The sequence below is a fragment of the Polymorphobacter sp. genome, from assembly GCF_051860865.1.
Lineage (GTDB): Bacteria > Pseudomonadota > Alphaproteobacteria > Sphingomonadales > Sphingomonadaceae > Sandarakinorhabdus.
In genome coordinates this window covers 1-26,985 of record NZ_JBIMKZ010000043.1, presented here as the reverse complement: position 1 = coordinate 26,985, position 26,985 = coordinate 1, and the positions used below count along the sequence as shown (strand labels likewise).

General features: G+C 65.1%; 25 protein-coding genes and 1 riboswitch. Of the genes, 20 read left to right on the top strand and 5 right to left on the bottom strand.

Annotated features, from left to right (window positions below):
• From ACTIFJ_RS09460 to ACTIFJ_RS09440, 5 genes are all read left to right on the top strand, one after another.
• Positions 1–1,066 (top strand): polysaccharide biosynthesis tyrosine autokinase (locus ACTIFJ_RS09460; RefSeq protein WP_439533860.1); only part of this gene is annotated, 1,066 nt, incomplete at its 5' end.
• Positions 1,063–2,268 carry a hypothetical protein gene (locus ACTIFJ_RS09455; RefSeq protein WP_439533859.1) on the top strand — a complete coding sequence of 402 codons (1,206 nt, stop codon included), beginning with the start codon at positions 1,063–1,065 and terminating at the stop codon, positions 2,266–2,268. The genes ACTIFJ_RS09460 and ACTIFJ_RS09455, both read left to right, overlap by 4 nt.
• On the top strand, positions 2,265–3,692 hold the full coding sequence (locus tag ACTIFJ_RS09450) for an O-antigen ligase family protein (protein WP_439533858.1): 1,428 nt from the start codon (positions 2,265–2,267) through the stop codon (positions 3,690–3,692). Before ACTIFJ_RS09455 ends, ACTIFJ_RS09450 begins: the two co-directional genes overlap by 4 nt.
• Before the next feature lie 124 nt (positions 3,693–3,816).
• Complete coding sequence (locus ACTIFJ_RS09445; protein WP_439533857.1) at positions 3,817–4,566, top strand: TylF/MycF/NovP-related O-methyltransferase; 750 nt, start codon at positions 3,817–3,819, stop codon at positions 4,564–4,566.
• Positions 4,567–4,575: 9 nt separating this feature from the next.
• A complete protein-coding gene (locus ACTIFJ_RS09440) occupies positions 4,576–5,871 on the top strand; it encodes a polysaccharide pyruvyl transferase family protein (RefSeq protein ID WP_439533856.1) in 1,296 nt (431 codons plus the stop codon).
• Here ACTIFJ_RS09440 and ACTIFJ_RS09435 read toward each other — a convergent pair.
• Positions 5,850–7,046, bottom strand: a complete 1,197-nt coding sequence (locus ACTIFJ_RS09435) for a nitroreductase family protein (protein WP_439533855.1) — start codon at positions 7,044–7,046, stop codon at positions 5,850–5,852. The genes ACTIFJ_RS09440 and ACTIFJ_RS09435 overlap by 22 nt on opposite strands.
• Positions 7,047–7,168: 122 nt before the next feature.
• On the opposite strand from ACTIFJ_RS09435, the gene ACTIFJ_RS09430 reads away from it, so the two are divergent.
• Genes ACTIFJ_RS09430 through ACTIFJ_RS09405 form a run of 6 tightly spaced genes read left to right on the top strand, consistent with a single transcriptional unit; the run spans position 7,169 to position 12,647 of the window.
• Positions 7,169–8,290, top strand: a complete 1,122-nt coding sequence (locus ACTIFJ_RS09430; RefSeq protein WP_439533854.1) for a glycosyltransferase family 4 protein — start codon at positions 7,169–7,171, stop codon at positions 8,288–8,290.
• Positions 8,287–8,883 carry a sugar transferase gene (locus tag ACTIFJ_RS09425; RefSeq protein ID WP_439533853.1) on the top strand — a complete coding sequence of 199 codons (597 nt, stop codon included), beginning with the start codon at positions 8,287–8,289 and terminating at the stop codon, positions 8,881–8,883. The genes ACTIFJ_RS09430 and ACTIFJ_RS09425 overlap by 4 nt, the downstream gene beginning before the upstream one ends.
• Entirely contained in the window at positions 8,880–9,524 is a 645-nt protein-coding gene (locus ACTIFJ_RS09420) for an acetyltransferase (protein ID WP_439533852.1), read from the top strand. The genes ACTIFJ_RS09425 and ACTIFJ_RS09420 overlap by 4 nt, the downstream gene beginning before the upstream one ends.
• Complete coding sequence (locus tag ACTIFJ_RS09415) at positions 9,509–10,723, top strand: DegT/DnrJ/EryC1/StrS family aminotransferase (RefSeq protein WP_439533851.1); 1,215 nt, start codon at positions 9,509–9,511, stop codon at positions 10,721–10,723. Before ACTIFJ_RS09420 ends, ACTIFJ_RS09415 begins: the two co-directional genes overlap by 16 nt.
• 2 nt (positions 10,724–10,725) lie before the next feature.
• Complete coding sequence (locus tag ACTIFJ_RS09410) at positions 10,726–11,487, top strand: metallophosphoesterase (RefSeq protein ID WP_439533861.1); 762 nt, start codon at positions 10,726–10,728, stop codon at positions 11,485–11,487.
• Positions 11,484–12,647, top strand: a complete 1,164-nt coding sequence (locus ACTIFJ_RS09405) for an acyltransferase family protein (RefSeq protein ID WP_439533850.1) — start codon at positions 11,484–11,486, stop codon at positions 12,645–12,647. Before ACTIFJ_RS09410 ends, ACTIFJ_RS09405 begins: the two co-directional genes overlap by 4 nt.
• Positions 12,648–12,750: 103 nt before the next feature.
• On the opposite strand, the gene ACTIFJ_RS09400 is transcribed toward ACTIFJ_RS09405, so the two are convergent.
• The gene (locus tag ACTIFJ_RS09400; protein WP_439533849.1) at positions 12,751–14,031 is read right to left on the bottom strand and encodes a hypothetical protein; all 1,281 of its coding nucleotides are present in this window, start codon (positions 14,029–14,031) and stop codon (positions 12,751–12,753) included.
• Positions 14,032–14,355: 324 nt separating this feature from the next.
• Between ACTIFJ_RS09400 and ACTIFJ_RS09395 the strand changes: the two genes are divergently transcribed.
• The 4 genes from ACTIFJ_RS09395 to ACTIFJ_RS09380 are packed head-to-tail and all read left to right on the top strand — an operon-like array spanning position 14,356 to position 18,188.
• Positions 14,356–15,453: a glycosyltransferase family 2 protein gene (locus ACTIFJ_RS09395; protein ID WP_439533848.1), complete on the top strand. Its 1,098-nt coding sequence runs from the start codon at positions 14,356–14,358 to the stop codon at positions 15,451–15,453.
• Positions 15,453–15,851 carry a capsular biosynthesis protein gene (locus tag ACTIFJ_RS09390; RefSeq protein ID WP_439533847.1) on the top strand — a complete coding sequence of 133 codons (399 nt, stop codon included), beginning with the start codon at positions 15,453–15,455 and terminating at the stop codon, positions 15,849–15,851. Before ACTIFJ_RS09395 ends, ACTIFJ_RS09390 begins: the two co-directional genes overlap by 1 nt.
• A complete protein-coding gene (locus tag ACTIFJ_RS09385; protein ID WP_439533846.1) occupies positions 15,851–17,428 on the top strand; it encodes a phosphotransferase in 1,578 nt (525 codons plus the stop codon). Before ACTIFJ_RS09390 ends, ACTIFJ_RS09385 begins: the two co-directional genes overlap by 1 nt.
• Positions 17,429–17,432: 4 nt before the next feature.
• Positions 17,433–18,188 carry a glycosyltransferase family 2 protein gene (locus ACTIFJ_RS09380; RefSeq protein ID WP_439533845.1) on the top strand — a complete coding sequence of 252 codons (756 nt, stop codon included), beginning with the start codon at positions 17,433–17,435 and terminating at the stop codon, positions 18,186–18,188.
• Here ACTIFJ_RS09380 and ACTIFJ_RS09375 read toward each other — a convergent pair.
• The 3 genes from ACTIFJ_RS09375 to cobU all read right to left on the bottom strand — a co-directional run bounded on the left by ACTIFJ_RS09375 (position 18,077) and on the right by cobU (position 22,082).
• A complete protein-coding gene (locus ACTIFJ_RS09375) occupies positions 18,077–19,288 on the bottom strand; it encodes a glycosyltransferase (RefSeq protein WP_439533844.1) in 1,212 nt (403 codons plus the stop codon). The two genes, ACTIFJ_RS09380 and ACTIFJ_RS09375, sit on opposite strands and share 112 nt — an antisense overlap.
• A 5-nt stretch (positions 19,289–19,293) precedes the next feature.
• Positions 19,294–21,132, bottom strand: coding sequence for a polysaccharide biosynthesis protein (locus ACTIFJ_RS09370; protein ID WP_439533843.1), 1,839 nt, complete (start codon positions 21,130–21,132; stop codon positions 19,294–19,296).
• A 434-nt stretch (positions 21,133–21,566) separates the two neighbouring features.
• On the bottom strand, positions 21,567–22,082 hold the full coding sequence (gene cobU, locus ACTIFJ_RS09365) for a bifunctional adenosylcobinamide kinase/adenosylcobinamide-phosphate guanylyltransferase (protein ID WP_439533842.1): 516 nt from the start codon (positions 22,080–22,082) through the stop codon (positions 21,567–21,569).
• Positions 22,083–22,107: 25 nt separating this feature from the next.
• Positions 22,108–22,313: riboswitch (cobalamin riboswitch) on the top strand.
• Positions 22,314–22,464: 151 nt separating this feature from the next.
• On the opposite strand from cobU, the gene ACTIFJ_RS09360 reads away from it, so the two are divergent.
• The 5 genes from ACTIFJ_RS09360 to ACTIFJ_RS09340 form a co-directional block, all read left to right on the top strand.
• A complete protein-coding gene (locus ACTIFJ_RS09360; protein ID WP_439533841.1) occupies positions 22,465–24,357 on the top strand; it encodes a TonB-dependent receptor plug domain-containing protein in 1,893 nt (630 codons plus the stop codon).
• Entirely contained in the window at positions 24,357–25,352 is a 996-nt protein-coding gene (locus tag ACTIFJ_RS09355; RefSeq protein WP_439533840.1) for an aminotransferase class I/II-fold pyridoxal phosphate-dependent enzyme, read from the top strand. The genes ACTIFJ_RS09360 and ACTIFJ_RS09355 overlap by 1 nt, the downstream gene beginning before the upstream one ends.
• Positions 25,349–25,960: a cob(I)yrinic acid a,c-diamide adenosyltransferase gene (gene cobO / locus ACTIFJ_RS09350; RefSeq protein ID WP_439533839.1), complete on the top strand. Its 612-nt coding sequence runs from the start codon at positions 25,349–25,351 to the stop codon at positions 25,958–25,960. Before ACTIFJ_RS09355 ends, cobO begins: the two co-directional genes overlap by 4 nt.
• A complete protein-coding gene (locus tag ACTIFJ_RS09345; RefSeq protein WP_439533838.1) occupies positions 25,960–26,736 on the top strand; it encodes an ABC transporter substrate-binding protein in 777 nt (258 codons plus the stop codon). The genes cobO and ACTIFJ_RS09345 overlap by 1 nt, the downstream gene beginning before the upstream one ends.
• Positions 26,733–26,985 (top strand): iron chelate uptake ABC transporter family permease subunit (locus ACTIFJ_RS09340; protein WP_439533837.1); only part of this gene is annotated, 253 nt, incomplete at its 3' end. The genes ACTIFJ_RS09345 and ACTIFJ_RS09340, both read left to right, overlap by 4 nt.

Here is a 26,985-nt window from a genome sequence, read left to right as displayed (position 1 = left end):
CATCCTGCGCCGCGAGGTCGACACCAACCGCCAGTTCTTCGATGCCTTGCTGCAACGCTACAAGCAGGTCGACGTGGCCCAGGGCACCGACGCCAGCAATGTGTCGCTCGTCGACGACGCGCGCGGCGCGCCGCTCATCCGGCCAAATGTGGCCTTCAACCTCGGCGCCGGATTGCTGCTCGGTATCGTGCTCGGCCTGCTGGCCGCATTCATCTGCGAATTCATGGACGATTCGATCAAGACCCCCGACGACATCCAGAAGAAGCTTCGGATGCCGCTGCTGGGCGCCATCCCCAAGCTGCCGGCCGGGGAACGGGTGGTGGACAAGGTTTCGGCGGGGCAGGGGCCGATTGCCGAAGCCTATCTGTCGACGCGAACCGCCATCGAGTTCGGAACGTCGAACGGGGCGCCCCGGACCTTGCTGATCACCAGCACCAAGCAGAGCGAAGGCAAGTCGACCAGTGCCTTTGCTCTGGCGATCTCCTTCGCCCGTACCGGACGGCGCGTGCTGCTCGTGGACTTCGACATGCGCCAGCCGACACTGACGGTGGCGCGCGACGACAAGTTCGGCATCTCCAATCTGCTGGCAGGGTCGAACGACATCGACAGCGCGATATTCGCCACCAATACCGACAATCTCTCGGTGCTACCGTCCGGCCCCGTGCCCCCCAACCCGGCTGAGCTGCTGGCAAGCCCACGCACCGCCGAGGTGCTCGCCATGCTGCAGGAGCGGTTCGACATGATCATCCTCGATGGTCCTCCGGTGCTCGGTCTGGCGGATTCGCCGTTGCTGTCGGCGCTGGCGGAAGGGACGATCTTCACCGTGGAAGCCGGGACGCGGCGGCTTGCGGCGCGCCGCGCCATCGCCCGCTTGGAGGGGGCTGACGCCCAGATCCTCGGTGGTCTGCTGACGATGTACAATGTCCGTCTCTCGGGCTTCGGCTATGGCGGCTACGGCTATGGCGGCTACGGCGGCTATGGCAATTACGGCAACCCCAAGCTTCGTGAAGGCAAGCCCGCCACCAAGGAGCGCAGCATCACGTTCGACGACCGAGATGCCGCATGAGCATCGGGAGCCCGGCACTCGCCAGCCGGGGGGGAGGGCGGCTGGCGCTTGCCGTGGTGGCGGCGGGGCTGACGGCGACCGCTGTCTATTCAGCGTCGCGCGGTCTGTCTGGCGGACCGGCTGCCAGGCTGCAGCGCGCGCTCGGACCTGCATTTTCGCAGGCGTCGCCCGCGCCGGTTGAGCCTGCACTGGCTGAGGAAGCCCGTGCGGTTCTCGCCGCCCAGCCTTTGTCCCCCTTGCCTTTCATCGTCGCAGCGCGGGACGCCTCGGCGCGCGGCGAGGTCGTTACGGCAACAGGGCAGTACGAGCGTGCCCTGCTGCGCAATCCGCGCAATGTCGGCGTCCGGCTCTGGCTGGCTGAACGATATCTCCGCGATGCGCGGTTCGCCGATGTTGTGGTTCAGCTCGACGCGGTGATGCGTATCCGGCCGTCGCTGCGACGCGGGCTTGTTTCGGTGATCGTGCCGCTGGTCGGCGCACCCGCCGGCCGCCAGGCGATTGCCGCGGCCCTGGCGCGTAACCCCATCTGGAAAGCGGATTTTCTCGATGCAGCGCCGCGGCAGCCTGCCGTGGCGCCGGCCTTTTACGAGCTCATCCATGAGCTGGGCGGCCTTCGCGGTTTCAGTCTCAGCGATGCCCAGCTGAGTCGCATCGTCACCACGGCGCTGGCACGCGGCCACCATGCCAGCGCCTGGAGCCTCTACACGCGGTTTGCGCCGCGCGCCGTGTCTGATCCGGACAACAAGGTGTTCGATGCCAATTTTCGCGGCGCCGCCGGGCCGCCGCCGTTCAACTGGGAGTTCGCCAGCACGGCGTCCGGCTTTGCCCAGGTCGATCCGCTCGGTGTCGACGGCCGATTGACCGTGCAGATTTTCGGGGGGGAGCCGGCGACGCTGGCGACCCAGAAGATGATCCTCGTGCCGGGCACTTACCGGCTTTCGACCACCGGCGTCCCCGAAGCCGGGACCGTCGACGGGCTGGCCTGGCGGCTGGTCTGCGATCGGACCCGGGCGGAACTTGGCAGCCTGGCGATCGACAACGGCGTGTGGAGCGGACGGCCCGCGAGCGTCGCCATTGCCGTGCCCGCGCTCTGCCCGGTCGCCACGCTGCGGCTTGCCTATGTTCCGCAGGTACGAACTGAACTGGGCACGGCCGCCATCGGCAGTGTCATGCTCGAGCGCATCGAGACGCCCAGCTCATGATCGGCGAGCGGGGCTACCGGACGGTCGTATGCGGCTATCTTGCCATGTGTATCCTGCTGGGCGGGGCGAGTGCGGCCGGCATTCTGGCCAATCTTGCCTTGCAAATCGGCGCCATCATGTTGGGTGCGCTTGCCCTGGTGCGCCTGATCGGCACTGGCCTCGATGACCGCCACCGGGCGATGCTCGCGGTCGCCGCCGGGATCATGGTGTTGCCGCTGCTGCAGCTGATTCCGATGGCACCGGACCTGTGGCGCAGCCTGCCGGCCCGGGACACGGTTGCCGACGGGTTCGACGCCCTCGATATACCCTTGCCATGGCTACCGCTCTCGCTTGACGCGGGCGCCACCCTGGCCTCCTGGCTGGCGCTGCTGCCGGCGATGGCGCTGCTGCTGGCGGTAATGACGCTCGAGCCCGAGCATCGGGTCTGGATCGGCTGGACCGTGCTGGCTGTCGCGATTGTCTCATCGCTGCTGGCAATTGCCCAATATGCGTCGCGCAGCTTCTATCTCTATGAGATCACCAACATTGGCCATGGTGTAGGCTTCTTCGCCAATCGCAATCATCTTGCCACGCTGCTGCTGGTAGCCCTGCCTACGCTGACCCTGCAGTTCCCCAAGGCGGGCAAGCGGCCACCGATCCAGACGCCCGGCTGGTCGTCGCATGATTTCCTGTCGTCCGGCCTGCTGGCGATCCTGCTCATCGGCCTGCTGGCTGCCGGTTCGCGGGCCGGTCTCGGTCTGGCGATACCGGTGCTGATCACCAGCATCGGCCTGCGGATGCGGGCGCATAGCGGCGAGAGCCCGGTGCGTCTGATCATTGCCGCCGCCGTGCTCTGCGCCGTCATTCTGGCCGCCGTCGTGTTCGGGCCATGGATGACACGCTTTGCAGCCAAGATGGGCGAGTTCACCGAAGAAGAAACTCGGCTGGTGGCCACGCGCGTCACCGCCGACGCCGGCTGGGATGTGTTTCCGTTCGGCACGGGCTTCGGCAGTTTTGATTCCGTTTTCCGGCTGGTCGGTGGCGAAGCCAATCTCGGGGCGAACTACATCAACCACGCCCATAATGATTATATCGAATTGTGGCTGACCGGGGGTTTGCCGGCCGTGCTGATGCTGTTGGCGTTCCTGTGGTGGTTCGTCGGCGCGGTGCGATCTGGCTGGCGGCCTCGCGCGGACAATGCCGGCGCCGTGCCACGGGTGGCGGCGGTCACGGTTGCCGTTGTCCTCATCCACAGCCTTGTCGACTATCCTTTGAGGACAGCGGCGATTTCGGCGATTTTTGCTGTCAGTTGTGGCCTGCTGCTCGAGCCAGCGCTGCCGCGTCGGCGCCGGGCGCGGGGGCCTACTCCTTATGGGCATGCCAAGCCGGCTGTATCTCCTGCGACGTCGTTCGCGCTGATCCCCGTCACCCGGCCTAGGACGTGAACATTCGACATCAGCTTCGCCTGTCGCGGCGGCCATCATGCGTCCTGGCCTGGCCCATCCGTCGCGTCGATCTACTCCGCCGCCTTTGGCGTCACAGTTCATATTTGCAAACAGGGAGACTCTGATGCGCGCATTCGTTTCGAAGAAGCTGGTCAATCTGGGTACCAAGCTGTCTCCCACCCTCAACGATGCAGGTTGGCTCATCCCTGATGCCTCGGCGGCTGAGCGAAAGGTTATCGAAGTGGCATCCCGCTATACGTCGACGAGTGCCGTCGCCCAGTGGGCATTCATCCAGGCAATCAAGGAGGTTGAGCGTCGAGGTATCGCTGGCGACATCGTCGAATGCGGCGTCTGGAAAGGCGGCAACCTGATCATCGCCGGCCTGATGCGCCAGCAGCTTGGCACCGACCGCATCATCTGGGGCTATGACACTTTCGCCGGGATGACCGCGCCAACTGCCAATGACGTCAAGCCCGGATTTGCAGTCGACGCGCAGAAGAAATTCGAGTCCCTTAACAAGGGTAATGTGACGGACTGGTGCTATGTGCCGATCGAGGACGTCATGGCGGCGTGGCACGCAAGCGTCGGTCAGGATCCGGTCAAGCTGGTCAAGGGCCGTGTCGAAGATACATTGCTCGATGAAGCAAACCTGCCCGAGAAGATCAGTATTCTTCGCCTCGATACCGACTTCTACGAAAGCACCAAGCTTGAGCTGGAGATCTTGTACCCGCGCCTGCAGCGGGGTGGCGTTGTGATTATCGATGATTATGGGATATGGGCCGGATCACGGAAAGCGGTGGACGAATATTTCGGCACTGACCTGCCCTGGCTGCATTATGTCAATCGTGGCGTGCGTCTCGCAGTCAAGCCGTAGGACCGGGTCATGGCGAACGTTGGCGCGACAGCGCGTGATATCATCCTTGTCACCAAGACCGTCACCCAGAACCAGGGCAACCAGGCGTTGTCGGTCGCCTGGCGCGATTTGCTGAAGCAATGCTATCCCGACCATGCGGTACGCCCGGTCGAGCGCGCGCCTGCCTATCTCAAGCGCTACCGGGCCAGCACGTTCGCGGCCGCCACCGACCCCGTGGCTGCCTTCGACAAGGTGGCGCAGGGACTGATCGCGCAACTGCCGCGCAACCCCGCGCCGAAGCCGCCGATCAATGACGAAATCCGTCACGATGCCCGAATCCGGCAGGTTGTGCGCTTTCGCCGCCTGCGCCGCTTGCTGTCGCTGCGCAGCCGGCTTGCCGGCCTGGGGCTGGCCAAGCGCGCCTATCTCGAACGGCTGGCATTGTTTCCGGGATCGGCGCTGGTTGTCGTCAATCCGGCCGGCGAGTTCCAGTCCGATGCCACCGATACCGCCATCGCCTATCTGCTCGATGTCCGCTGCGCGCAGTTGCTGGGCATCCCCACCGCCATGGTCAATCTGAGCTTCGAGGTCACCGACCCCACCGTCCGCACGCTTGCGGCCCATGTCCTCGACCAGTGTGACCTGCTCGAGCTGCGCGACAGTGAGAGCCGCACCGAATATGCCGCTGCCGGTGGTCGTCGGTCGCCGCTGGTGCTGCCCGATGGTGCGTTGCTGACGCCGCCGTCGCCGCCGACCACCGATCCGGCGCAGCGGCTGCCGATGGCGCTCGCCATCAACGGCCTCCAGGTCCATCAGGCCGGGCTCGAAGACGATTGGCTGGCGCTGCTCGACCGGCTGATCGCGTCCGGTCACCGTCCGGTGCTGACCAGCAACGAATGGTCGACGGATGAGCCTTTCTGGGGACCCCTGCTCAACGACCGACAGATGACCGCCGTTGGCCAGCGCGCCGATTATCGCGAATATATGGCGTTGCTGGGCACCTTCGACGTGGTGGTCAGCAGCCGGCTGCATACCTGCGTGCTGGCGATCCTCGCCGGCAGCGTCGTGGTGCCGGTCGAATCAGGCACGTTCAAGCTGACCGGCTTCTTCCGCCAGGCCGGATTCACCAGCCTGCCGATCAGGCTCGGCACCGAGGGCTGGCAGGATGCGATCGTCAACCGGATCGCCGAAATTCGCGCCGATCGCGATGCCGCGCTGGCGACGCAGACGGCATGCCGGGACGCGGCGCGGCGGCATCTGCAGACGAGCCTGCATGCCGCCTTCGCCGCGCTCGGGATCGAAGCTCAGTCCGTGGTGGCGAAGTGATTGTAGCGTCGCAGGGTCTCGACCGGCAGCTTCTGCGAGTAGGGCACCCGCTCATTGTCGTCGGGGTAGCCGAGTGCCAGGCACATCACCGCGCGTTCCCAGGCCGGCAGGCCGAGTGTCTCGGCCATCCGGCGCTCGGTGTCGGCATAGTCCGGGAAATTGACGCAGCAGCTGGAGACGCCCTGGGCTTCAAGCGCATAGATCAGCGACATCGCCGCCAGGCAGCCGTCGATATAGGGGATGTGCCGGTCACGCTCGAAGCGGAATGCCTCGAACTTGCCGACGATGACGATGAAGCACGGGATCTGGTGCAGCCAGCCTGGGGTGCCCTTGGGGATGGCACCGACGCGCGCCACGGCTTCCGGCGTGTCGAACACTTCGAAGCGGAAGGGCTGACGGTTGCAGGCGGTCGGCGAGTAGCCGGCGACATCGACGGCGCGGTCGATGACTTCGCGGGGCACCGGCCGCTGGTCGAACCAGCGGACCGAGCGGCGGTGCAGCGCCATCGCTTCCATCGCCTCGATGGTCGGCAGGCCGGCCGGCATCTCGCGTTTGAACGGCAAGCGGCTGCGGTCGTCGGTCAGTCGCTGCGCCTCGCGGGCGATCACTGCGTCATAGGCGGTACGGGCCCGGGCGACGATCGGGTGGTCGGTGACGCGGCCGAAATATTCCTGAAGGATCTGGTCTGCCCATTGCAGGGAGACGATATCCTGCTGGTCCCGGTGGGCGCTGGCCAGGCAGTCGCCGAAGGCGCGGACGGTTTCTTCAATCATTGCGAGCGCGAACAGCGGCCGGGCCGGCTTCATGATCAGGCCCTTCTCAATGCGGTGGACATTGCGGCGCAGCATGTAGAGGTTGCCGCGGCCGGCATAGACATCGGCGACATGGCGCGCCCTCGCAGCGAGCACGGCGCGATGTTCGCGATCGAACTCGCGGGAGAACAGCGTGTAATGCAGCCCGGACAGCACGCCGCTGCGCGCGGTCAATGCGAGCATGCTGGCTTCGAAGCTGTGCCAGCGGCGGCCAAGATCGGACGCATTGAAGCGAAGCCGGAAGCCGCGCAGCCAGTCATAGGCGCCCGTCGGCAATATTGCGTGGAGCAGGCGCCGTCCGCCGCGCCGACCATAAATCCTCGATGCCTCTTCAGCGGCGAGGAGATTGGTTTGCAATTTCATATCGATTCCTCGGTTAGATGCGATGGTGTCGGCTGCCGCGATTCACAGCAGAGCGGGCCGGGGACAGACTTAGCTTCTATAGGTTTTCACCTTGTGAATGACGCTGTTTATAGGGGAAGATATTGACAAAAGTTTTGCTGATCGCGTCGTTCGCGCCGTCGCTCGTCAATTTTCGCGGGCCGTTGATCCGATCGCTGGTAGCGCTCGGCCATGAGGTACATGTCGCCGCACCCGATGCACGGGCCTTGGTCGGCGCGTCGGAGCTGGCATCCATCGTCACCGCCCATGATACGCCGATCGATCGAACCGGTACCGGCGTGCTGGCCAATCTCAGGGCGCTGGCGGCCTATCGCCGGCTTATCCGCGGCATCGCGCCCGATCATATCCTCAGCTACACGATCAAGCCGGTGGTGCTGGGCACGCTGGCAGCGCGGCTGGAACGGGTGCCGCATCGGACCGCATTGCTGACCGGGCTGGGCTATGTCTTTGAAAGTCCATCGCTGCGGGCGCGAATGATCCGGCTGGCGATCTCGCCGCTGTACCGGGCGGCGCTGGGCGGCGCCAATGTCGTCATCTTCCAGAACCCCGATGACGAGGCGACACTGCGGCGGCTGCGGCTGATGGCGCCGGCGCAGCGCAGTATCGTCGTCAGCGGGTCGGGCATCGATCTCGATCGCTTCCTGCCGGTGCCGCTGCCTGAAGGCCGGGTCGTGCTGCTGATCGCCCGACTGGTCAGGGCGAAGGGCATCCTCGACTATGTCGCCGCTGCCCGGATCGTCCGCCGCCGTGATCCGCGAATCACCTTTCGCCTCGCCGGCTGGTTCGACGATGCCAATCCGGTGGCGATCTCGCGGGCCGAGGTCGAAGGCTGGGTCAAGGAAGGCGTGATCGAATATCTCGGCGCGCTCGACGACGTTCGGCCGGCGCTCGCCGCCTGCACGCTGTTCTGCCTGCCTTCCTATTATGAGGGGACGCCGCGCACCGTGCTCGAGGCGCTGGCGACTGGCCGGCCGATCGTCACCACCGACGTGCCCGGCTGCCGCGAAACGGTGCGCAACGGCTGGAATGGCTTCCTGGTGCCGGCCCATGATCCTGCCGCGCTCGCCGAGGCGATTCTGGAGGCGCTCGGCGACCGCGCCACCACCGAGCGGATGGCCGCCGCCAGCCTCAGCTATGCGCGGGACCGCTACGACGTCATCAAGGTCAACGCCGACATGGTCGGCGGCATGGGGCTGGCGGCATGAAGCGCGCCATCGATATCCTTGCCTCCCTGGCCGGGCTGGTCGCGCTGTCGCCGCTGCTGCTCGCCGTGGCGGCGGCGATCCTGATCACCGACGGCCGCCCGGTCTTCTTCCGCCAGCCGCGCCCGGGGCTGCGCGGCCGGATCTTCCGAATCGTCAAGTTCCGCACGATGACGGTCGCGACAGGCGCCGGCGCCGACAGCAGTGACACCGCGCGGATCACCCGCCTGGGGCGGATATTGCGCGCCACGTCGATCGATGAGCTGCCAGAGCTGTGGAATGTGCTGGTGGGGGACATGAGCCTTGTCGGCCCGCGGCCGCTGCTGACCTCTTATCTGCCGCTCTATTCTCCCACCCAGGCCCGACGCCATGAGGTGCGGCCGGGCCTGACCGGCCTTGCCCAGGTGCGCGGCCGCAACGCCATCAGCTGGAACGAGAAGTTCGCGCTCGATGTCTGGTATGTCGACAACCAGTCATTGCGCCTCGACTTCGAGATCCTCGCCGCCACCGTCGGCCTGGTGCTGCGCCGCTCGAATGTCGATGCCAGCGGCGAACAGACCATGCCGGTATTTACCGGCGACGGACCGGACCAGTGACGGACTTCTTCGTTTTCGGTGCTGGCGGCCATGCCAAGGTGGTGATCGAGGCGATCCGCGCCACGTCGCCCGATGCCGTCATCGCGATTCTCGATGATGCACCCGCCAGCCTTGGCCGCCGCTTGCTCGGCATAGAGGTGGTCGGCGGCCGCGACTATGCCCGCGCGCATCCGGACGTGCCGCTGGTCCCGGCGGTCGGGGACAACCGGGCGCGGCGGGCGATGATCGATTGGTCAAGCGAACAGGGGCTTGCACTGGCGACCGTGATCCATCCGAGCGCGGTCATCTCGCCCAGCGCCATCATCGAGCCTGGCTGTTTTCTGGCGCCGGGCGCCATCGTCAATGCCGAGGCTCGGCTGGGGCGCGGCGCCATCATCAACACCGGCGCCTCGGTCGACCATGATTGTGTCCTCGGCGACGCCGTCCATGTCGGCCCCGGCGCCCGGCTCTGCGGCGGGGTGCGCGTCGGCGATGGCACGCTCATCGGCGTTGGCGCCGCCGTCATTCCCGGCATCGTTATCGGCGAGCGCTGCGTCGTCGGTGCGGGTGCCGTCGTGATCCGGCCAGTGGCCGACGGATCATGTGTTTCGGGTGTCCCGGCCACGCTCTCAACAGGATCATCTTCATGCTCGCGACCCTAGCCATCGACGGCGGCCAGCCACTTCGCACTCGCACCCTAGCGCCCTGGCCCCATTATGCCGAAGATGAGGTGGAGGCTGCGGCCTCGGTGCTCCGCTCCGGCAAGGTCAACCAGTGGACCGGCCACGAAGTCCGGGCGTTCGAGGCGGAGTATGCCGCCGTGCTGGACGTGCCGCATGCCATCGCGCTGGGCAACGGCACGCTGGCGCTCGAACTGGCGCTCGTCGCCTTCGGCATCGGGCCCGGCGACGAGGTCATCACCACGACCCGCACCTTCATCGCCTCGGCGAGTGCCGTCGTCATGCGCGGCGCGGTGCCGGTGATCGCCGATGTCGATCCGGTCACCCAGAACATCACCGTCGAGACCATCGCCGCCTGCATCACCCCGGCGACGCGGGCGATCATCGCCGTGCACCTCGCCGGCTGGCCCTGCGACATGCCGGCGATCATGGCGCTGGCCGAGCGCCACGGGCTGATCGTCATCGAGGATTGCGCCCAGGCGCATGGTGCGACCATCGACGGCCGCCACGTGGGCACCTTCGGTCACGCCGGCGCCTTCTCCTTTTGCCAGGACAAGATCCTCAGCACGGCCGGGGAAGGCGGCCTGCTCGTGCTCCATGACGAACGGGCGTTTCGCCGCGCGTGGGCGTTCAAGGACCATGGCAAATCCTTTGCGGCGGTGTTCGAGCGGACCCATGCGCCGGGCTTCCGCTGGCTGCACGAAAGCTTTGGTACCAACTGGCGGATGACCGAGATCCAGGCGGCGATCGGCCGCCTCCAGCTCGCCAAGCTGCCGGCATGGAAGGCGCAGCGGCAGGCCAATGCGGCGCGCCTCGATGCCGGCCTCTCCGGCCTGCCCGGGCTGCGGCTGGCCACGCCGCCGAGCCACATCGGGCATGCCTATTACAAATATTATTTCTTCGCCCGCCCCGACCAGTTGGCTCCCGGCTGGACCAACCAGCGCATCGCCGAGGCGGTGACGGCCGAGGGCACCCCCTGTTTCACCGGCAGCTGCAGCGAAATCTATCTCGAAAAGGCCTTTGTCGATGCCGCCATCGGCCCGGCCCAGCGTCTGCCCGGCGCCATGCGACTGGCCGCTGAAAGCCTCAGCCTGCTGGTCCACCCGACGCTGGACGAGGCCGACATGGACGACAGCGCTGCTGCGGTCGCCAAGGTCATGCATGTGGCGACCGCAGCTTGACCATGTTCCGCTGGTTCGGCCGCAAGCGTCACGCCCCGCCGCCGTCGCCGCCGGCAGTTCCGGACGGCGTGCGGGTCTATGCTATTGGTGACATCCACGGCCGGCTTGATCTGCTCGACGAATTGCTGGCGCTGGTCGCTGCCGATTGCGCGGAGGCGACGACGCGCAACGAGGTCATTTTTCTTGGCGACTATATCGACCGCGGGCCGCAATCGGCCGCCGTCCTCGAACGGCTGGTCTCGCCGCTGCCGGACCATGCCTCATGGCGTTTTCTCGCCGGCAATCACGAGGACGCCATGGCATCCATCCTTGCTGGCGATTTCGGCGTCATGGCCGAATGGATCGAATTCGGCGGGTACGAGACGCTGGAAAGCTACGGACTGAGCCGGCGCGAAGTCGCCGCCGGCGGAATCGTTCTCGAAAATGCCCTTTCCCGCATTCCTCCCGCCCACCGCGATTTTCTCAATGCATTGGAAGATCAGGTGATTATCGGCAATTATCTCTTTGTCCACGCCGGCATCCGCCCCGGCGTGGCGCTGGCCAGGCAGGACCGTCGCGATCTTCTCTCGATTCGCCAGCCATTCCTCGATGATGACCGCGACCATGGCGTCGTTGTTGTCCATGGTCATAATATCAGCGACGCGGTTGAGATCAGGCATAACCGCATCGGCATCGACACCGGCGCCTATCGCAGCGGCCAGCTGACCGCCCTCGTCCTAGAAGGCACGACGCGCCGCTTGCTCCAGACGGGACAGACGCGATGACCGACTCGGGAGTGGCTGTCCCGCTCGGCAATGCGCGGCCGGCTTCGGTGCCCGATAATGCGGCTGTCGGCGCTCACCGGGCGCAACGTCCGGCATTCGTACCCAATCTCCAGGTGGTACGCTTCATCGCCGCGCTGCTCGTCGTCATCGAGCATCTCCAGTTCAAGACGCGCGACCGTGGCATTCTCGAAAGCGGCTGGCTGGTCGACTTCAAGCCCATCTATTTCCCTGTCGGGATTGACATGTTCTTCGTGGTCAGTGGGTTCATCATGTACCATCTGTCGCGTGACCGGTTCGGTGAGCCCGGCTATTGGCGCGAGTTCCTGCGACGGCGGTTGATCCGTATCGTGCCGCTCTACTGGCTCTTCACGGCGTTGATTTTGCTGGCGATGCTCGGCTTCAGCAATCAGATGAACCATGCGGACTTCGACGTCCGCCACGTGGCCGCATCCTTCGTTTTCTTTCCCTGGCCTCGGGCTGACGGAAACATCGTTCCGGTTCTGAGCAGTGGCTGGACGCTCAACTATGAGTTTGTCTTCTATCTCGTTTTCGCTGCGGCGCTGACGCTGCACCGGAGACGCGGCGAAATGTTCGTCGTGGCGGCGTTGGTTGTGCTCACTGCCAGCCATTGGCTGGTCCCACCCGACTGGCCGGCGCTGGAATTCTGGACGTCGTCCATCGTTCTCGATTTCCTGCTCGGCGTCGGTCTGGCCAAGCTTCATGGCGGGGGCCTGCGCCTCTCGCCGGCAGCAGCCCTGGCATTGTTGGTGGTCGGTGTGTCCGGGCTAGTCGCATCCCATCAATTCCAGGCGCTGTACACTCTGGGCCGCTTCGTCGCCCTCGGGGTTCCCGCCGCCTTGGTGTGTGCGGCGTTTGTCCTGCTGCCGCCGCCCGCCAATCCGGGTCGAGTCTATCGCACGATGCTCGCCGGCGGCGATGCCTCCTACTCACTTTACTTATCGCACGGATTTACGCTGACGCTATTTGCCATTGCCTGGCAGCGTGTTGGTGTTTCCAGCCCCTATCTGTTCTTCATGGCCGCGATCGTCGTCAGCGTAGTCGTCGCCTGGCTGATCTACACGCATGTCGAGCTACGGATGATGGCTTGGTTGAACCGCCGGATCACCGCAAGGTCGGTTCAGCGCGTGAAAGGGACTTGATGCTCGCTACGGATTGCCGCAGTCGAGTTCGTATTGGCAGGTGCCGGGAAGCTGAAGCCGCTGCAAATTCCCGCTTTTAGTTCGTTTCATGCCTGACGCAGCGTTACGGAGCGCCACGTGCTGGAGGACGGCTACGCGGCGTTGACATTCGAGTACTTGCTAGCGCGCGTAGATGGTCCGGTCCTCGTGTCTGGTGCTGCTTGTGAAGCCGAATGATTGGACGTGCCTCCGTCGCCGGCTTACGCTCGCGGCCAATTGAAATTGCCGCACCAATGAAGGCCCAGAACAGCGTGAATCGCAGACCTTGATGTGTCACACCGTAGAGCAAGCTGGGAACTAGGTAGACGCCAAGCGATATAGGCAGCCTTCGAAAAACGCCGAAAAGAAGCAGCATGAACAGAGCGAATCCCGGAATTCCGTAAGAAAACAACATCGTTCCGAAGCTTGAATGAATTTCGAGCTTGAACTCACTATCCGCGTTGAAGCGAGACAGATAACCTTCGCCGGCGCCGAATATCGTATACTCGTAAAAATCGATAATCCTGTTGTACTGCCGTTCGTCGAATTGGGAAACTTCAGTATCCTCGTTCAAGCGGGTACCCACCGCACTTTCCCCGGCGCCGTACGCGACGCCGCCTTCCATCGCCGGCGACAAGGTGAGCAGGGCACCCAGGGCGACAGCGCTGAGGCAGGCAATGATCCGTTTGCGTCCCGTCTCCAGCGCGAAATACAGCCAGACCACCAGCAAGGCGAACAGCGCGGCAAGGCCGGCGCGCGATGCCGAAGCGAATTCGCAGAAGATGCCCCCACCGATGACCAGCAGGTCGCTGCGGCGAAGGCGGTTACGGCGCAGCATCACGAACAGGCTGAGCATGACCACGCCCCAATAGGCCAATTGGTTCGGATTCTTGAAGGTGCCGACCGTGCGCAATGCGCTGACTCCGGACAGACGCTGGTACAGCACAACCGCCGTTTCCACGGCGACAGCAAGGATAATGGCGTTGCAGATGACCCGGTCGAAAAGTGCCGGGTTGCGATTTCGCACGCCAAAGAAAGTTATAACGATCAGCAGGTTGAACACATAATAGAGGATAGACGGCAGGAAACTCTTGTCGTCAGTCGTCATGAACCAGAAAAGATTGACCAGGGCGATCCAGACAACCAGTGCGACCAGCGCCGCTTCCGCTTTGAACAGTTCCAGCATGCTCTTGGGCGGAACGATGAAGAAGGCGAGTGCGCACAGCATGGCATCGGCCGGCTGGGCCGAGCCGCCCTTCGAGATGTAAAACATCTTGGCAAACAGATAGGCCGCCACGATCCAGACTGCGATCTGGTTCGCCCTCGTATCACCCTGTGGAATCGCCAACGGGCTTTGAGGGGCCATGGCGCCAGCGGTTTGCGTCTCTGCCTGCCGCCAAGCTCTTACCATTGCACGGTCTCGAAAACCTCTGTCATGTCGACATGAACCCCATGCTGAACCGCGGGCAAAAAAGTTAATAATATCTCAACAATCAAAAAATATTAAAGGCAATCATGATTGTCTTGTCGTTGATAATATCACGCTTCTATATGCGCGTATCATCATCCCTAGCAATTACATCTGACACATAAGCAATACATTCATAATTATTACTTATCGTTAATACGATCAGACCTTTACTGATAAATCAGGCTTGTCGTTTCATACGAGAAAAAACATGAGGACAAGATGAAATTTAGTATCTGCATACCAAATTATAACTACGGCCATTATGTCGCCGAGACGATCGGCAGTGCGCTCAATCAACCTGTCGATCTCGAAGTGATCGTCGCCGACAACGCCAGCACCGATAACTCGGTCGATGTTGTGCGCGGCATTGGCGATTCGCGGATCACGCTTGTCCAGAACCGTTTCAACGTCGGCTTCGCCGGCAATCTCGATCGTGCCACCCGCGATGCGTGCGGCGACCGGCTGTTGCTGTTGTCTTCGGACGATCTGATCGCGCCCGAGGGGCTGGTTGCCTATGACCGCCTGGCCGCGGCACTCGGTGACCGGCATCGCGGCGCCATCTTCTCCTCGGCCCAGTCGATCGTCGATGGCGAAGGCCGTCCCGGCGATGACGGCGCCGCCTCGAAGCTCGATGCCAAGCTCTGGGCCGACGCCACGCTCGAGCCGGCGCTCAGCGAGGCTGTCGGCGCGCCGGTGTGGCGGGTGGCGGCGGCGCCGCTGCTGCGGCGGTCGCTGCAGCTGATGCGGGTGCCCTTCCATTTCCTCACCACCTGCTATCCCCGCGAGCTCTACGAAGCGGTCGAGGGCTATGGCGGCGGCCGGCTGATGAACCCGGACAAGGCCTTCGCCTGGAAGCTGCTCAGCGTCGCCAATGACGCCTATTTCGTCGACGCGCCGCTGTTCCGCTACCGTGTCCATGCCACCAACCAGAACGCCCAGCAGGCCAAGGCCGGCGCGCTCAAGCATATCGTCGACGACTATGTCGCGAGCTTCGATACGCCCCCGTCGGTGCTGGCCTGCGCCGGTCTCAAGCCTGCCGACCTCGCCGAGGCGTTCATCGAACAGGATATCGGGCTGCGCGGCCTCAAGCTGGTCGCCGAGGGTAATCGCCGCGACGCCCGGCGGGGCCTCGATTTCGGCCGCGCCACCTATCCGGCGCTGGTCCGGCGGTCGCCGACCATCGCCAAGCTGCGCCTGCTGCTGGCGCTCGGCGAGACCGGCTCCAAGGTCGCGGCGCGCCTTTACGATCGCGAGAAACGGCGCTGGGCCGCCCAGTTGGCGCGGGCTCCCGGCGCGGCCGCGGCTGGCGTGCGCTGATGGCTCGTGTGACGCGGATCGTCATCGATCTGGACGATACCATCACGCTCGGCAGCTCGGCGGCGGACTATGCCGACAAGCTGCCCAATCTCGAGATCGTCGCTCGGCTTCGCGAGTATCGTGATGCCGGCTTCGAGATCGTCATTCATTCGGCGCGCAACATGCGCACCTTCGCCGGTTCGATCGGCAAGATCACCGCGAATACCGTTCCGGTGATCGTCGACTGGCTGGCCGAGCACGATATTCCCTATGACGAGCTGATCATCGGCAAGCCCTGGTGCGGCGAGGATGGCTTTTATGTCGATGACCGGGCGATCCGGCCTGCCGAATTCATCGCGTTGTCGTTGCCGGAGATCCGGGCGCTGGTTGGCATCAAGTCGCCCGACAAGGTTTCCTGATGATCCGTCTTCTGACATCGGGCGCCTATGTCGGCGCCGAGCTTCAGGCCGAGTTCGGCCGGGTGCCGCCGGCCTTCCTGCCGGTCGGCGGCTCGCTGCTGATCCATCATCAGCTCCAGCGACTCGGCGCCACGGCGTCGCGGACCATCCTCAGCCTGCCTGACGATTTCGTCGTCGATCCGATCGAGACCGGCCGGCTGGCCGCAGCCGGCGTCGAGATCGTCGCCATGGACCCGCGGCTGTCGCTCGGCCGCTCGGTGGCCAAACTGATCGCCGCGATCAGCGAGGATTCGCCGATCGAGATCATCCACGGCGATACGCTGATCGATTGCCTGCCGGCTGCGGTCGAGGACGCGATGTCGATCGGCGAGGCGAGCGACGGCTATCACTGGGCAACGGTGTCGGTCGTCGACGGTTGTGTCGCCTCGGTGGCGAACGAGGTCCCGGTCGGTGATCCGCAGCCCGGCTCGATCCTCTCTGGCGCCTTCCGCTTCTCCGATCCGGCGCTGCTGCTGCGCTGCCTGGTCGACGCCGATGACAGTTTCGTCGCCGCCCTCGATGCCTATGCCCGCCGCCGCCAGGTCGCCGCGGTGGCGATGGCCGGCTGGCTGGATTTCGGCCACCTCCAGACCTTCTTCCGCTCGCGCCATCATCTTGCCGCCTCGCGGCATTTCAATTCGCTGCGGATTACCGATGGCGTCGTCCACAAGTCGAGCGACCAGCGCTTCAAGATGGCGGCCGAGGCAAGCTGGCTGCGGACGCTGCCGGCCAGCCTGCAGCTCTATTCGGCACGGCTGATCGAGGATGACAGCAGCCGTACCGGCGACGGCTATGCCACCGAATATGCCTATCTGCCGACCGTTGCCGAAATCTACCTGTCGCGCCTCAACGCGCGCGGCTGGCAGCGCATCCTCGGCGCCATGACCGGTTTCGTCGAGGCCGAGACGCGGTGCCGTGGCGAGGGTGTCAGCACGTCGCTGGCAACGCTCGGCATCGAGAAGACAAGGGCGCGGCTGGAAGCGGCGCGGGATGTGCTGCCGGCCCTTGATGCCGAGCGGCGGATTGGTGGCCAGGCCTGCCCGGCGCCGTCACGGATGCTCGAAGAGCTGTTCGCCCGGATCGCCGCCGCGCCGCCGCGCCCGCCGTCGATCATGCACGGCGACCTTTGCTTCTCGAACATCCTCTACAACAGCCGCAACCAGCGGATCTGCGTCATCGATCCGCGGGGTTATGTCGAGGATGGCCGGGCCAGCGCCTATGGCGACACCCGCTATGATCTCGCCAAGCTCGCCCACAGCATCATCGGCCGCTACGACCAGATCCTCGGCGGCCAGTATCGGCTTGACGACAGCGCCGGCAATGTCGAGCTGACTCTGCCGGCCGACCCGGTCAAGGATGCGCTCGAACATCAGTTTCTCGAGCAATCGGTCGACGGCATCGCCTTCGACAGCGATGCGGTGATCGCCACGATGATCACCTTGTTCTTTTCGATGATCCCGCTCCACCGCGAAGACCCCCGCCGCCAGCGGGCGTTCTTCGCCAACGGGGCCCAACTCTTCATGCGCTTTTACGGGTGAACCAATGATCGTCATTCCCATGGCCGGCCTCAGCCGCCGCTTCCTGCTGGCCGGCTATGAACGGCCGAAATACATGCTCGAAATTGGCGGCATGACCGCGTTCGATCATTCGCTGCGCAGCTTCGAGGCTTATTTCGCCCACACACCGTTCCTGTTCGTCGCGCGGGAAACCGGCGGCGTCGAGGCTTTCATCCGCGATCACGCGGCGGCGCTGGGTATTGCCGACGCCCGGATCGTTATCCTCGCCGAGGAGACCGCCGGCCAGGCCGAAACCGTGGCGCGCGGCCTCGATGCCGCCGGCATCGCCGGGGACGTGCCGATCACCATCTTCAACATCGACACCTTCCGGCCCGGCTTCCGCCACCCGGAGCCCGCGCGGATGGCCATGCTCGATGGCTATCTCGAGGTGTTTCGTGGCAGCGGGGACAATTGGTCCTATGTCCGGCCGTCCGATCCCGTTGCTCAGATCGCGGCGGAAACCGCCGAAAAGCGTCCGATTTCGGACCTGTGCTGCACCGGACTCTATCATTTCGCGCGCGCCGATGATTTCCGCGCCGCGCTGAAAGCCGAGACTCTGTCGCCCCAAGCGCCGGAACTCTATGTCGCGCCGCTCTACAACCACCTGATCGGCAAGGGGTTGATTGTCGGTTACGAGATCGTCGAAGCCAGCGACGTCATATTCTGCGGCACGCCGGCCGAATATGAGGCGCTGCTCGCCGACTGGGTCGGGGAGAGCAGGGCCTCGAACAGCCCGGCATAGCGGCCGACTATCACCGACGGAGCATAGAGCGCCCGGACGTGGCGCTCGGCCCCTGCCGTAAGCCGTACCGGATCCGCCGCCAGCGCGCGAAGCACGGCCGCGGCGATAGCTTCCGGGGTCATCGCGTCTGCAAGGATGCCGGTCTCGCCATCGATGATCATCTCGCGCGTTGCACCCGGGCATGGCGTGGCGACCACGGGCGTGCGCATGGCCATCGCCTCGAGCATCGCATTGCTGAAGCCTTCGTAGCGCGCCGACGAAATATACAGATCGGCTGCGGCGATGGTGGCGAGCACGCCTTCACTCTGGCCGGGAAGATGAACGCAATCGCTGACGCCATGGGTTTCCGCCAGCGCCAGCAGCGCCTCCCGCTCCTCGCCGCTGCCGACCAGCGTCAGCGCGGCATCCGGGTGTTCGGCCAGGATCGCCGGCATCGCAGTGATCAGCAGGTCGAAGCCTTTCTGTCGCGCCAGCCGGCCGACGCCGATGAGCGCCGGCTGTCCCGGCAAGTGGGTCCGGGCTTGCTGCCGGGCCAGCGCCCTGGTCGCGTCGATGTCGATCGGGTTGCCGATCGTCGCCAGTCGCTGCCCCCGCCGCAGGGTCGGCGCAATCTCGTCCGCCATGTCGATCGACTGGGCGACAACGGCATCGGCGCGGGTGAAGGCACGCTTCACCAGCCAGTGCGCGATTCGGTGCTTGACCAGTGAGCGCTGCCTGAGCACGGCGAAATCGGCGGCGATGGCGTTGGCCTGGCGGACGACCAGCGGCGGCCGGTGCCGCTGGAGCCAGGTGGCCAGCTCGGCGGTCAGGTTCATGCGCAGCGTGGTGAACACCAGCGCCGGCCGCACCCGATCGATCAGGTTTGCCAGCGCGCGCACTGGATAGCGGCCGCCATCGAGGACGAACACGTCGACGTCCGCCGGCAATTGATCGAAATAACGCCCGCCGGCGCGTGACACGACGAGCGCCAGGCGAAAGCGGTCTCGCGGCAGGTCGCGCAGCAACTCCGCCATCACCCGGTCCGGCCCCCCCGAGGCTAGCTCGGGAATGGCGAACATCAGCAGCGGGCGGTTCCGGCCTGACAGATCGGTGGACGACATCAAGCTCAGGAGGCCGCGGCCAGCGCCTCGACGACGGGTCGGGCCGGCGCACGGCGCGGGCGACCGCTGAATTCGGGCACCAGCTCGCGCAGTGCCTCTTCCATGTCCGCCTCATTGCCGTGACGGGCGCAATGGAGGATACGCGCCAGCGCGGCGTCGAGCGTCTCCAGGCTGCAGCCGCGGGCGCGGGCGAGATTGGCCTTGGGGAATGGCGCCGGCATCAGATCCTCGTCACGGTGGGCGAGTTCCTCGTACAGCTTTTCACCAGGCCGCAGGCCGACATATTCAATGTCGATCTCTTCATAGGGACGGAAGCCGTGCAGCTGGATCATCCGCTCGGCCAGGTCGGCGATGCGAATCGGGTCGCCCATGTCGAGCACGAAGACCTGGCTCGAATTGGGGCGCGTCTGCGCCGTGGCAGCGGTGGCCACTAGAATCAGCTCGCAGGCCTCCGGGATGGTCATGAAGAAGCGGGTGATATCCCGGTGGGTAACGGTCAGCGGCCCGCCGGCGTTGATCTGCTGGCGGAACAACGGGACGACCGAGCCGGCTGAATCGAGGACATTGCCGAACCGCACACAGGCATAGCGGGTGGGCGAGGCGCGATGGTCGCGGGCTTCGTCGAGCGACTGGCAGATGATCTCGGCCCATCGCTTGGTGCAGCCCATGATGCTGGTCGGATTGACGGCCTTGTCGGTAGACACCAGCGTCATGATTTCGACCCCATAGTCACTGGCCAGCGTGGCGACATTGTGGGTGCCGAGAATGTTGGTGAGAATCGCCTGGTCGAGATGGGTCTCCATCAGCGGCACATGCTTGAGCGCGGCGGCGTGCAGCACGATCGACGGGCGATAGCGGTCGAAGATAGTAGCCATCGCTGCGCGATCACGGATGTCGCACAGCGCGGTGATCCGTTCGACATGGGGGAACCGCTGGCTCATCTGCAGATCGATCTGGTACAGATTGAATTCGCATGACTCGACGAGGATAATGCCCGCCGGCTTGTGCGTTGCGATCTGGCGTACCAGTTCCGATCCGATCGAGCCACCGGCACCGGTGACAAGCACGGTCTTGCCGGCAATCGTGGTCGGGACCCGCGAGTCATTGATCGAAATCTGGTCGCGGTGAAGAATGTCCTCGATCGACACCGCCTTGACGACCTCGCCGAGCCGCGACGGTTCCACCAGGCTCAACAGGCTCGGCAGTCGGCACAGCAGCAGGCCATGCTTGGCGGCCGCATCCAGCGCTGCCTGCAACTCGTCGGGCCGTTCGCCGTCGCCGGCGATGATCAGTCGCTTGACCTCGTGCTGCTTGGCGCTGAGGCGGGCCAGGGCGTGGCCGAGATGCGCGAGCGACCCCATCGAATCGACGCCGTGGAGCCGCTTGCCGGACAAGCCGGGATCATCGTGCAGGAAGCCGACGACGCGGTATTTGGTGCCATCGGCAGCAATCTTGATGAACTGTTCGGTACGCCGCCGGCTGCCATAGACAAGGACGGGCTCGACCGCGCTCGGCGGGCCGACGGTGCGGCCGCTGTACCATTCTAGCCACAGGCGCATCATCAGCCGGGGCGCCGCCCAGCCGCAGACGTACATCACGATACCGCCCAGCAATACGCGCGAGAAGGCATCCGCGCCGACCTGGAGGGCAACGATGGCCGCCGTTGACAGGGCCACGACAATGGCAGCGAAGAGCAGGCCGACGACATCCTGAAGGGCAATGCGGCCCCAGACGTGGCGATGGGCGCCGGCCAGCCAGAGCGCACCGAACCCGATGACAACCGACGCGGCAATCGTGCCTGCCAGCCCGTCAATGCTTTTCCAGTTCAGTACAACATGAAGCAATGCAACTTGCGAAATGATTAACAACACAAGATCGCACGCCATGCCGAAGCGACGGCGTCCGAACCTCAATTGCATATTGTGGATGGCATCGAGCGCGCGACGAGACAGGCCGTCACGCTGGACGCCGATCTCTTGTCGAGCAGAGCCAACACTGTAACTGGTCATAATTGCCCCATAGAAGACGCCATGCGGGCGCAAGCTAAAGGACTTGGCTCTATAATTTCTTAATTCAAAACCGTAACTCATTCAAATAAAAGTGTGACATATATTATTTCTTCGGTAAACCCCGTATTGACAGTAATGAAATATTATAAAGAGCATAATTATTAATAGATCGTACGATCATAGATTAGCACTTTTTTATTGCTGATTACAGATTTGTTTCGTCAATCGTCATTGGCAGGTGGGTGAATAGTGACGGGGGCCATCTCAGTCTATCTGACGCGAATGGTCAGCCCAGCCACCACCAGAAACACCGATTCTACCGTCGCGGCGACCACCTGGTGCAGACGGCCGACATCGTCCCGGAACCGTCGCGCCAGCGCATTGTCGGGGACGATCCCCAGCCCCACCTCGTTGCTGACCAGAATCACCGGACAGCGGACGCCGGCGAGCGCCGACAGCAGCGCTTCGGTCGCCGCCGCCATGTCGGCATCGGCCAGCAGCAGGTTGCTCGCCCACAAGGTCAGGCAATCGACGAGCAGCACCTGCCCCGGGACGCCCTCGCGCATGATCGCCTGGGGCAGGTCGGTCGGACAGTCCACCGTCCGCCAGCGCGGTCCGCGATCGGCGCGGTGCCGGGCAATGCGGTCGGTCATTTCAGCATCGAAGGCCTGGCCGGTAGCAAGATAGACCAGCGCGCCAGCATAGCCTTCGGCCTTCTGCTGGGCGAGGCGACTCTTGCCCGAGCGGGCGCCCCCCAGAAAAAAGCTGCTGTCCTTGACTGTCACGCTTGCCCTTTCGGCGGGGTCCGAATATCGAGCCTGTGCGACAGGTTCCCAGAAATGGGAATAATAGGGAACCCGGGAGCAGGTTTTATGCCTGTAATCCGGGGCTGTGCCCGCAACTGTGACCGGTGAGCGGTCGCTTCTGATGCCACTGGCGGCCCTCGGGCGGCTGGGAAGGTGAAGCGACAGTGATGACCCGGGAGCCAGGAGACCTGCCTGCCGCGGTCGGTCCTTTGCGCCAACGGGGTGTTTGGTGTGATCGAGGGATTCCCTCGCGTGACGACATCGAAGGAGGTGGCGCGCGTGAAGGGTTTCGACCATTTCGCTGACAGCAAGGACGTGCCCCGGGCGCGTGCGACCTCCCTTTGTTCAACAAGGAGGTTCCATGCGTTATTCTGTTGTCGTCCTGTTTTCGGCCGTTGCCACCCCCACGTTTGCGCTTGATGCGCCCGCGGACACCATCGTCGTCACCGCCAACCGTTCGCCGCAGCCGATCGCCCGTGTCGGCCAGTCGATCAGCGTCGTCGACTCGGAGGATCTCCGCCGCCGTCAGACCTCGACCGTCGCCGATATCCTGCGCACGGTGCCGGGCGTCTCGATCATCCGCAACGGCGGCATCGGCGGCACGACCTCGGTGTTCATCCGGGGCGCCGAGAGCGATCAGACCGTGGCGCTGATCGACGGCGTCAAGCTCAACGATCCGTCGACCCCCGGCGGCGGTTTCAACTTCGGCCATCTGCTGGTCGGCAACATCGAACGCATCGAAGTACTGCGCGGCTCGCAATCGGTGCTCTGGGGTAGCCAGGCGATCGGCGGTGTCGTCAACATGATCACCCGGGCACCGACCGAGGTGCTGGCCGTCAATGTTCGTGGCGAATATGGCTTCCGCAACACCGGACAATTGGTCGCCAACATCTCGGGCAAGGCCGGCCCGCTGTCGGCAAGTGCCGGCGCCGGCTATTTCCGCACCGACGGCATTTCGGCGTTCAGCGAGGCACGCGGCGGCATCGAGCGCGACGGCTACGAAAATTACGGCGCCAACGCCAATCTCAACCTGGCGTTGTCCGAAGCCATCTCGATCGACGCGCGCGGCTGGTTCTCGCGCGGCGAGGTCGGTATCGATGGATTCCCCCCGCCGAGCTTTGCCTTTGGCGACACGCTGGAAACGTCGAGAACACGCGAGATCGTCGGTTACACCGGGATCAACGCGGCATTTTTCGATGGCCGCTTCCGCAATCGCATCGGCTTCGCGCTGACCGACACGCGGCGCAGCAACGACAATGAGGGCACCCAAACCTTCGACAGCGCCGGCCGCAACGAGCGGTTCGAATATCAGGGCGTGTTCGAGATCGTCGATGGCTGGCAGGCCACTGCCGGCCTAGAGCGCGAGACCTCGCGGTTCAACACGTCGAGCAATGGCGGCCCGGTTACCAGGGGCCGTGCGCGGCTGGACAGTGCCTATGGCCAGCTCGTCGCCACGCTGGCGCAGGGGCTGACCCTGACCGGCGGCGTGCGTCATGATGATCATGACCGTTTCGGCGGCGCGACCACCTTCGGCGGCAGTGGCGTCTACACGCTCGCCGCCACTGGCACCGCGGTCCGCGCCAGCTACTCCGAGGGTTTCAAGGCGCCGTCGCTGTTCCAGCTGCAGAGCGAATATGGCAACCAGCGGCTGACGCCCGAACGGTCGAAGGGCTGGGACGCGGGAGTCACCCAGACGCTGCTCGACGGCACGCTGGAGGCCAGCGCCACCTATTTCCGCCGGGACACCACCGACCTGATCAACTTCGTCTCCTGCCCCGCGCCACGGTCGGGCATCTGCGTCGACCGGCCATCGGGCACCTATGACAACGTCGCCCAGGCGCGGGCGACGGGCGTGGAGATCGGCCTCGACCTGCGGCCGGTAGAGGCGCTGCGCGTGCAGGCCAATTACACCTATACCCATGCCACCAACCGCTCGCCGGGCAATGCCAGTTTCGGCAAGCAGCTCGTGCGCCGGCCCACAGACAGCGTAAGCGCGCTGATCGACTATCGCTGGCCGTTCGGGCTCGAGACCGGCGCCACGGTGACGCATATTGGCCAGACCTTCGATAACGCCGCCAACACGACGCGGGTGCCGTCCTATGTGATCGCCGATATCCGGGCGGCCTTCCCGATTACGGACCGTATTTCGGTCTATGGCCGGATCGAGAACCTTTTCGACGAGCGCTACGAGACGGTGCTGCGCTACGGTCAGCCGGGGCGTGCCGGCTATGCCGGGGTGCGGCTGGCCTATTGATGCCGTGCGCCGCCCGCCTCGCCGATTTTGCCGTTCATGGCGGGCGGGTGGCGCAGGCGCGTGTCGTATTTCCGGGCGAACGCGCCTGGATCGACCTGTCGACCGGCATCAGCCCCTGGGCCTATCCGGTAGCCGTCGACCCGGCGACGTTGGCCCTTCTGCCGGAGCCCGGGGCACTGGCGGCGCTCGAGGCGGCGGCGGCGGCGGTGTTCGGCGTCGACCCCTTGGGCACCGTGGCAGTGCCGGGCAGCGACCTGGCGATGCGGCTGCTGGGGCCGCTTCTCGGGGCCAAGGCGCCGGCGGTCATCGGCCCGGGCTATGCCGGCCATCTCGCCATCTGGCCGAACGCCAAGGTCATTCAGGCACTGATGGTCGATGGTCATGATGCGGTGGTGCTCGCCCGGCCGAACAACCCCGACGGCGCCATCCTGCCGCTCGATGCGCTCGAAGCCGCCGCCGACCGGCTCGCGGCGCGCGGTGGTTGGCTGATTGTCGACGAGGCCTTTGCCGATGCCTCCGGCGCGCCGAGCGTCGCCGCCGCCGGCCGGCCGGGGACGATCGTGCTGCGATCGTTCGGCAAGTTCTTCGGGCTGGCCGGGCTGCGGCTGGGCTTCGTGCTGGCGCCGCCGGCGCTGGCCAAGCGTTTGCGCCACGCGATCGGCGACTGGCCGGTCTCCGGGCCGGCCATCGCCATCGGCACGGCTGCCTATCGTGACCATGGCTGGCAGGCGGCCCAGCGCCGCCGGCTGGCCGAGGCGGCGGCCGCGCTCGACGCGCTGCTCGACGCGGCCGGGCTGACCGGCATCGGCGGTACGCCCTGCTTCCGGCTGGTCGAGACGCAAGAGGCCGCCGGCCTGTTTCACCATCTGGCGTCCCAGGCTATCCTGACCCGCCCGTTCGCCGACAACGGGCGCCGGCTGCGCATCGGCCTGCCCGCCGATGCGGCCGCACGGGCGCGGCTGGGCGATGCCCTTCGACAATGGAGACCCAGATGAGCGAGACCGAGGCGGATTTCGCCGCCCACAATGCCCGGATGAAGCGCGTTCAGGCGGCGCGGGAGCGGATCCAGGCCCGTCATACGCTCGAACGCGGCCTGCTGATCGTCCATACCGGCAACGGCAAGGGCAAGTCGTCCTCGGCCTTCGGCATGGCAATCCGCAGCCTCGGCTGGGGCATGAAGGTCGGGATCGTCCAATATGTGAAGGGCAGCTGGGAGACCGGTGAAAAGAACTTCTTCCAGGCCAATCCCGATCTGCTGACCTTCGAGGTAATGGGCGACGGCTTCACCTGGGACACGCAGGACCGGGCGCGCGACATCGCCTCGGCTCGCGCCGCCTGGGAACGGTCGAAGGCGCTGATCCTAGATCCCGCTTATGATTTCATCATCCTCGATGAGCTCAACATCGTGCTCAGGCAGGACACGCTGCCGATCGCCGAAATCGTCGATTTCATGCGCGACCGTCCGTTGACCAAGCACATCTGCATCACCGGTCGCAATGCCAAGCCCGAGCTGCTGGAAATCGCCGATCTGGTGACCGAGTTCGGTGAGGTGAAGCATCCGTTCAAGGCCGGCTTCAAGGCGCAGAAGGGGGTCGAATACTGATGCGCCTAGCCGGCGCCCTGCTTGTGCTGCTGGCAGCGCCGGCGATGGCGGCAGGGCCGCGCATCGTCTCGATCAACCCCTGTGTTGACGCCGTGCTAATGCATGTGGCCGATGCCGGGCAGATTGCCGGCATCAGCCATTATTCCAAGGACCCCCGCGCCAGCTCGATTCCCGCCGCCCAGGCTGCGCGGTTCGCCGCCACCTCGGGGACGGCCGAGGAAGTGGTGGCGCTGGCGCCGGACCTCGTCATCGCCGGCGCCCACGTCGCGCCTGCGACCATCGCCGCGCTGGCCCGCATGAACATCGCGCTGCTTCAGCTCGGTGTCCCGGAGACGCTGGCCGAAAGCCGCGACCAGGTCCGCCGCATCGCCGCCGCCGTCGGCCATCCCGATCGCGTCGATGCCGCCGTGGCGGCGGCGCGCGGCAAGGGGCCGCCGGTGCCGGCGCTGATCTGGCAGGGCGGCGGGCTGGTGCCGGGCAACCAGACACTAGCCAGCGACCTGCTGCGCAGCACTGGCTTCCACAATCTGAGCCGCGACTATGGCTTGAAGAACTGGGATGTGCTGCCGCTCGAATATATCATCGCGCGGTCGCCCAGGCTGCTGTTCTCGGTCGGCGATGCGCGCGGCCATGACCGGATGCTCGGCCATCCGGCGCTGAAGAAGATGGCCGGCCATATCACCATCTACCCCTATCCCGAGCGGCTGCTGCGCTGTGGCGGCCCGACGATCATCGAGGCGGTGGCGCACCTCGCCAGCGCGCGGCGCGCCCTTTGACGAAGCGTCTCAACCTGCTGCTGGCCGTCGCGCTGGTCGCGGCGCTGGCGCTGTCGCTGATGGCGGGCAAGGTTTGGCTGCCGCTGTCGGCCTGGCAGGGCGATGATCCGCGCTGGCTGATCATCGTCGAGCTGCGGATGCCGCGCGCCGTGCTGGCGGCGATCGTCGGCGCAGCGCTCGGCCTGTCCGGCGCGGCGATGCAGGGCTATCTGCGCAACCCGCTCGCCGATCCCGGGCTGTTCGGCGTGT

Bases quoted from the DNA above. Each gene is read 5' to 3' on its own strand.
- ACTIFJ_RS09345 (WP_439533838.1), top strand. From the start codon at position 25,960: ATGCGCCTAGCCGGCGCCCTGCTTGTGCTGCTGGCAGCGCCGGCGATG.
- ACTIFJ_RS09450 (WP_439533858.1), top strand. From the start codon at position 2,265: ATGATCGGCGAGCGGGGCTACCGGACGGTCGTATGCGGCTATCTTGCC.
- ACTIFJ_RS09400 (WP_439533849.1), bottom strand. From the start codon at position 14,031: ATGGCCCCTCAAAGCCCGTTGGCGATTCCACAGGGTGATACGAGGGCG.
- ACTIFJ_RS09385 (WP_439533846.1), top strand. From the start codon at position 15,851: ATGATCCGTCTTCTGACATCGGGCGCCTATGTCGGCGCCGAGCTTCAG.
- ACTIFJ_RS09360 (WP_439533841.1), top strand. From the start codon at position 22,465: ATGCGTTATTCTGTTGTCGTCCTGTTTTCGGCCGTTGCCACCCCCACG.
- ACTIFJ_RS09455 (WP_439533859.1), top strand. From the start codon at position 1,063: ATGAGCATCGGGAGCCCGGCACTCGCCAGCCGGGGGGGAGGGCGGCTG.
- ACTIFJ_RS09395 (WP_439533848.1), top strand. From the start codon at position 14,356: ATGAAATTTAGTATCTGCATACCAAATTATAACTACGGCCATTATGTC.
- ACTIFJ_RS09390 (WP_439533847.1), top strand. From the start codon at position 15,453: ATGGCTCGTGTGACGCGGATCGTCATCGATCTGGACGATACCATCACG.
- ACTIFJ_RS09410 (WP_439533861.1), top strand. From the start codon at position 10,726: ATGTTCCGCTGGTTCGGCCGCAAGCGTCACGCCCCGCCGCCGTCGCCG.
- cobO (WP_439533839.1), top strand. From the start codon at position 25,349: ATGAGCGAGACCGAGGCGGATTTCGCCGCCCACAATGCCCGGATGAAG.
- ACTIFJ_RS09435 (WP_439533855.1), bottom strand. From the start codon at position 7,046: ATGAAATTGCAAACCAATCTCCTCGCCGCTGAAGAGGCATCGAGGATT.
- ACTIFJ_RS09375 (WP_439533844.1), bottom strand. From the start codon at position 19,288: ATGTCGTCCACCGATCTGTCAGGCCGGAACCGCCCGCTGCTGATGTTC.
- ACTIFJ_RS09445 (WP_439533857.1), top strand. From the start codon at position 3,817: ATGCGCGCATTCGTTTCGAAGAAGCTGGTCAATCTGGGTACCAAGCTG.
- ACTIFJ_RS09440 (WP_439533856.1), top strand. From the start codon at position 4,576: ATGGCGAACGTTGGCGCGACAGCGCGTGATATCATCCTTGTCACCAAG.
- ACTIFJ_RS09415 (WP_439533851.1), top strand. From the start codon at position 9,509: ATGCTCGCGACCCTAGCCATCGACGGCGGCCAGCCACTTCGCACTCGC.
- ACTIFJ_RS09380 (WP_439533845.1), top strand. From the start codon at position 17,433: ATGATCGTCATTCCCATGGCCGGCCTCAGCCGCCGCTTCCTGCTGGCC.
- ACTIFJ_RS09405 (WP_439533850.1), top strand. From the start codon at position 11,484: ATGACCGACTCGGGAGTGGCTGTCCCGCTCGGCAATGCGCGGCCGGCT.
- ACTIFJ_RS09355 (WP_439533840.1), top strand. From the start codon at position 24,357: ATGCCGTGCGCCGCCCGCCTCGCCGATTTTGCCGTTCATGGCGGGCGG.
- ACTIFJ_RS09425 (WP_439533853.1), top strand. From the start codon at position 8,287: ATGAAGCGCGCCATCGATATCCTTGCCTCCCTGGCCGGGCTGGTCGCG.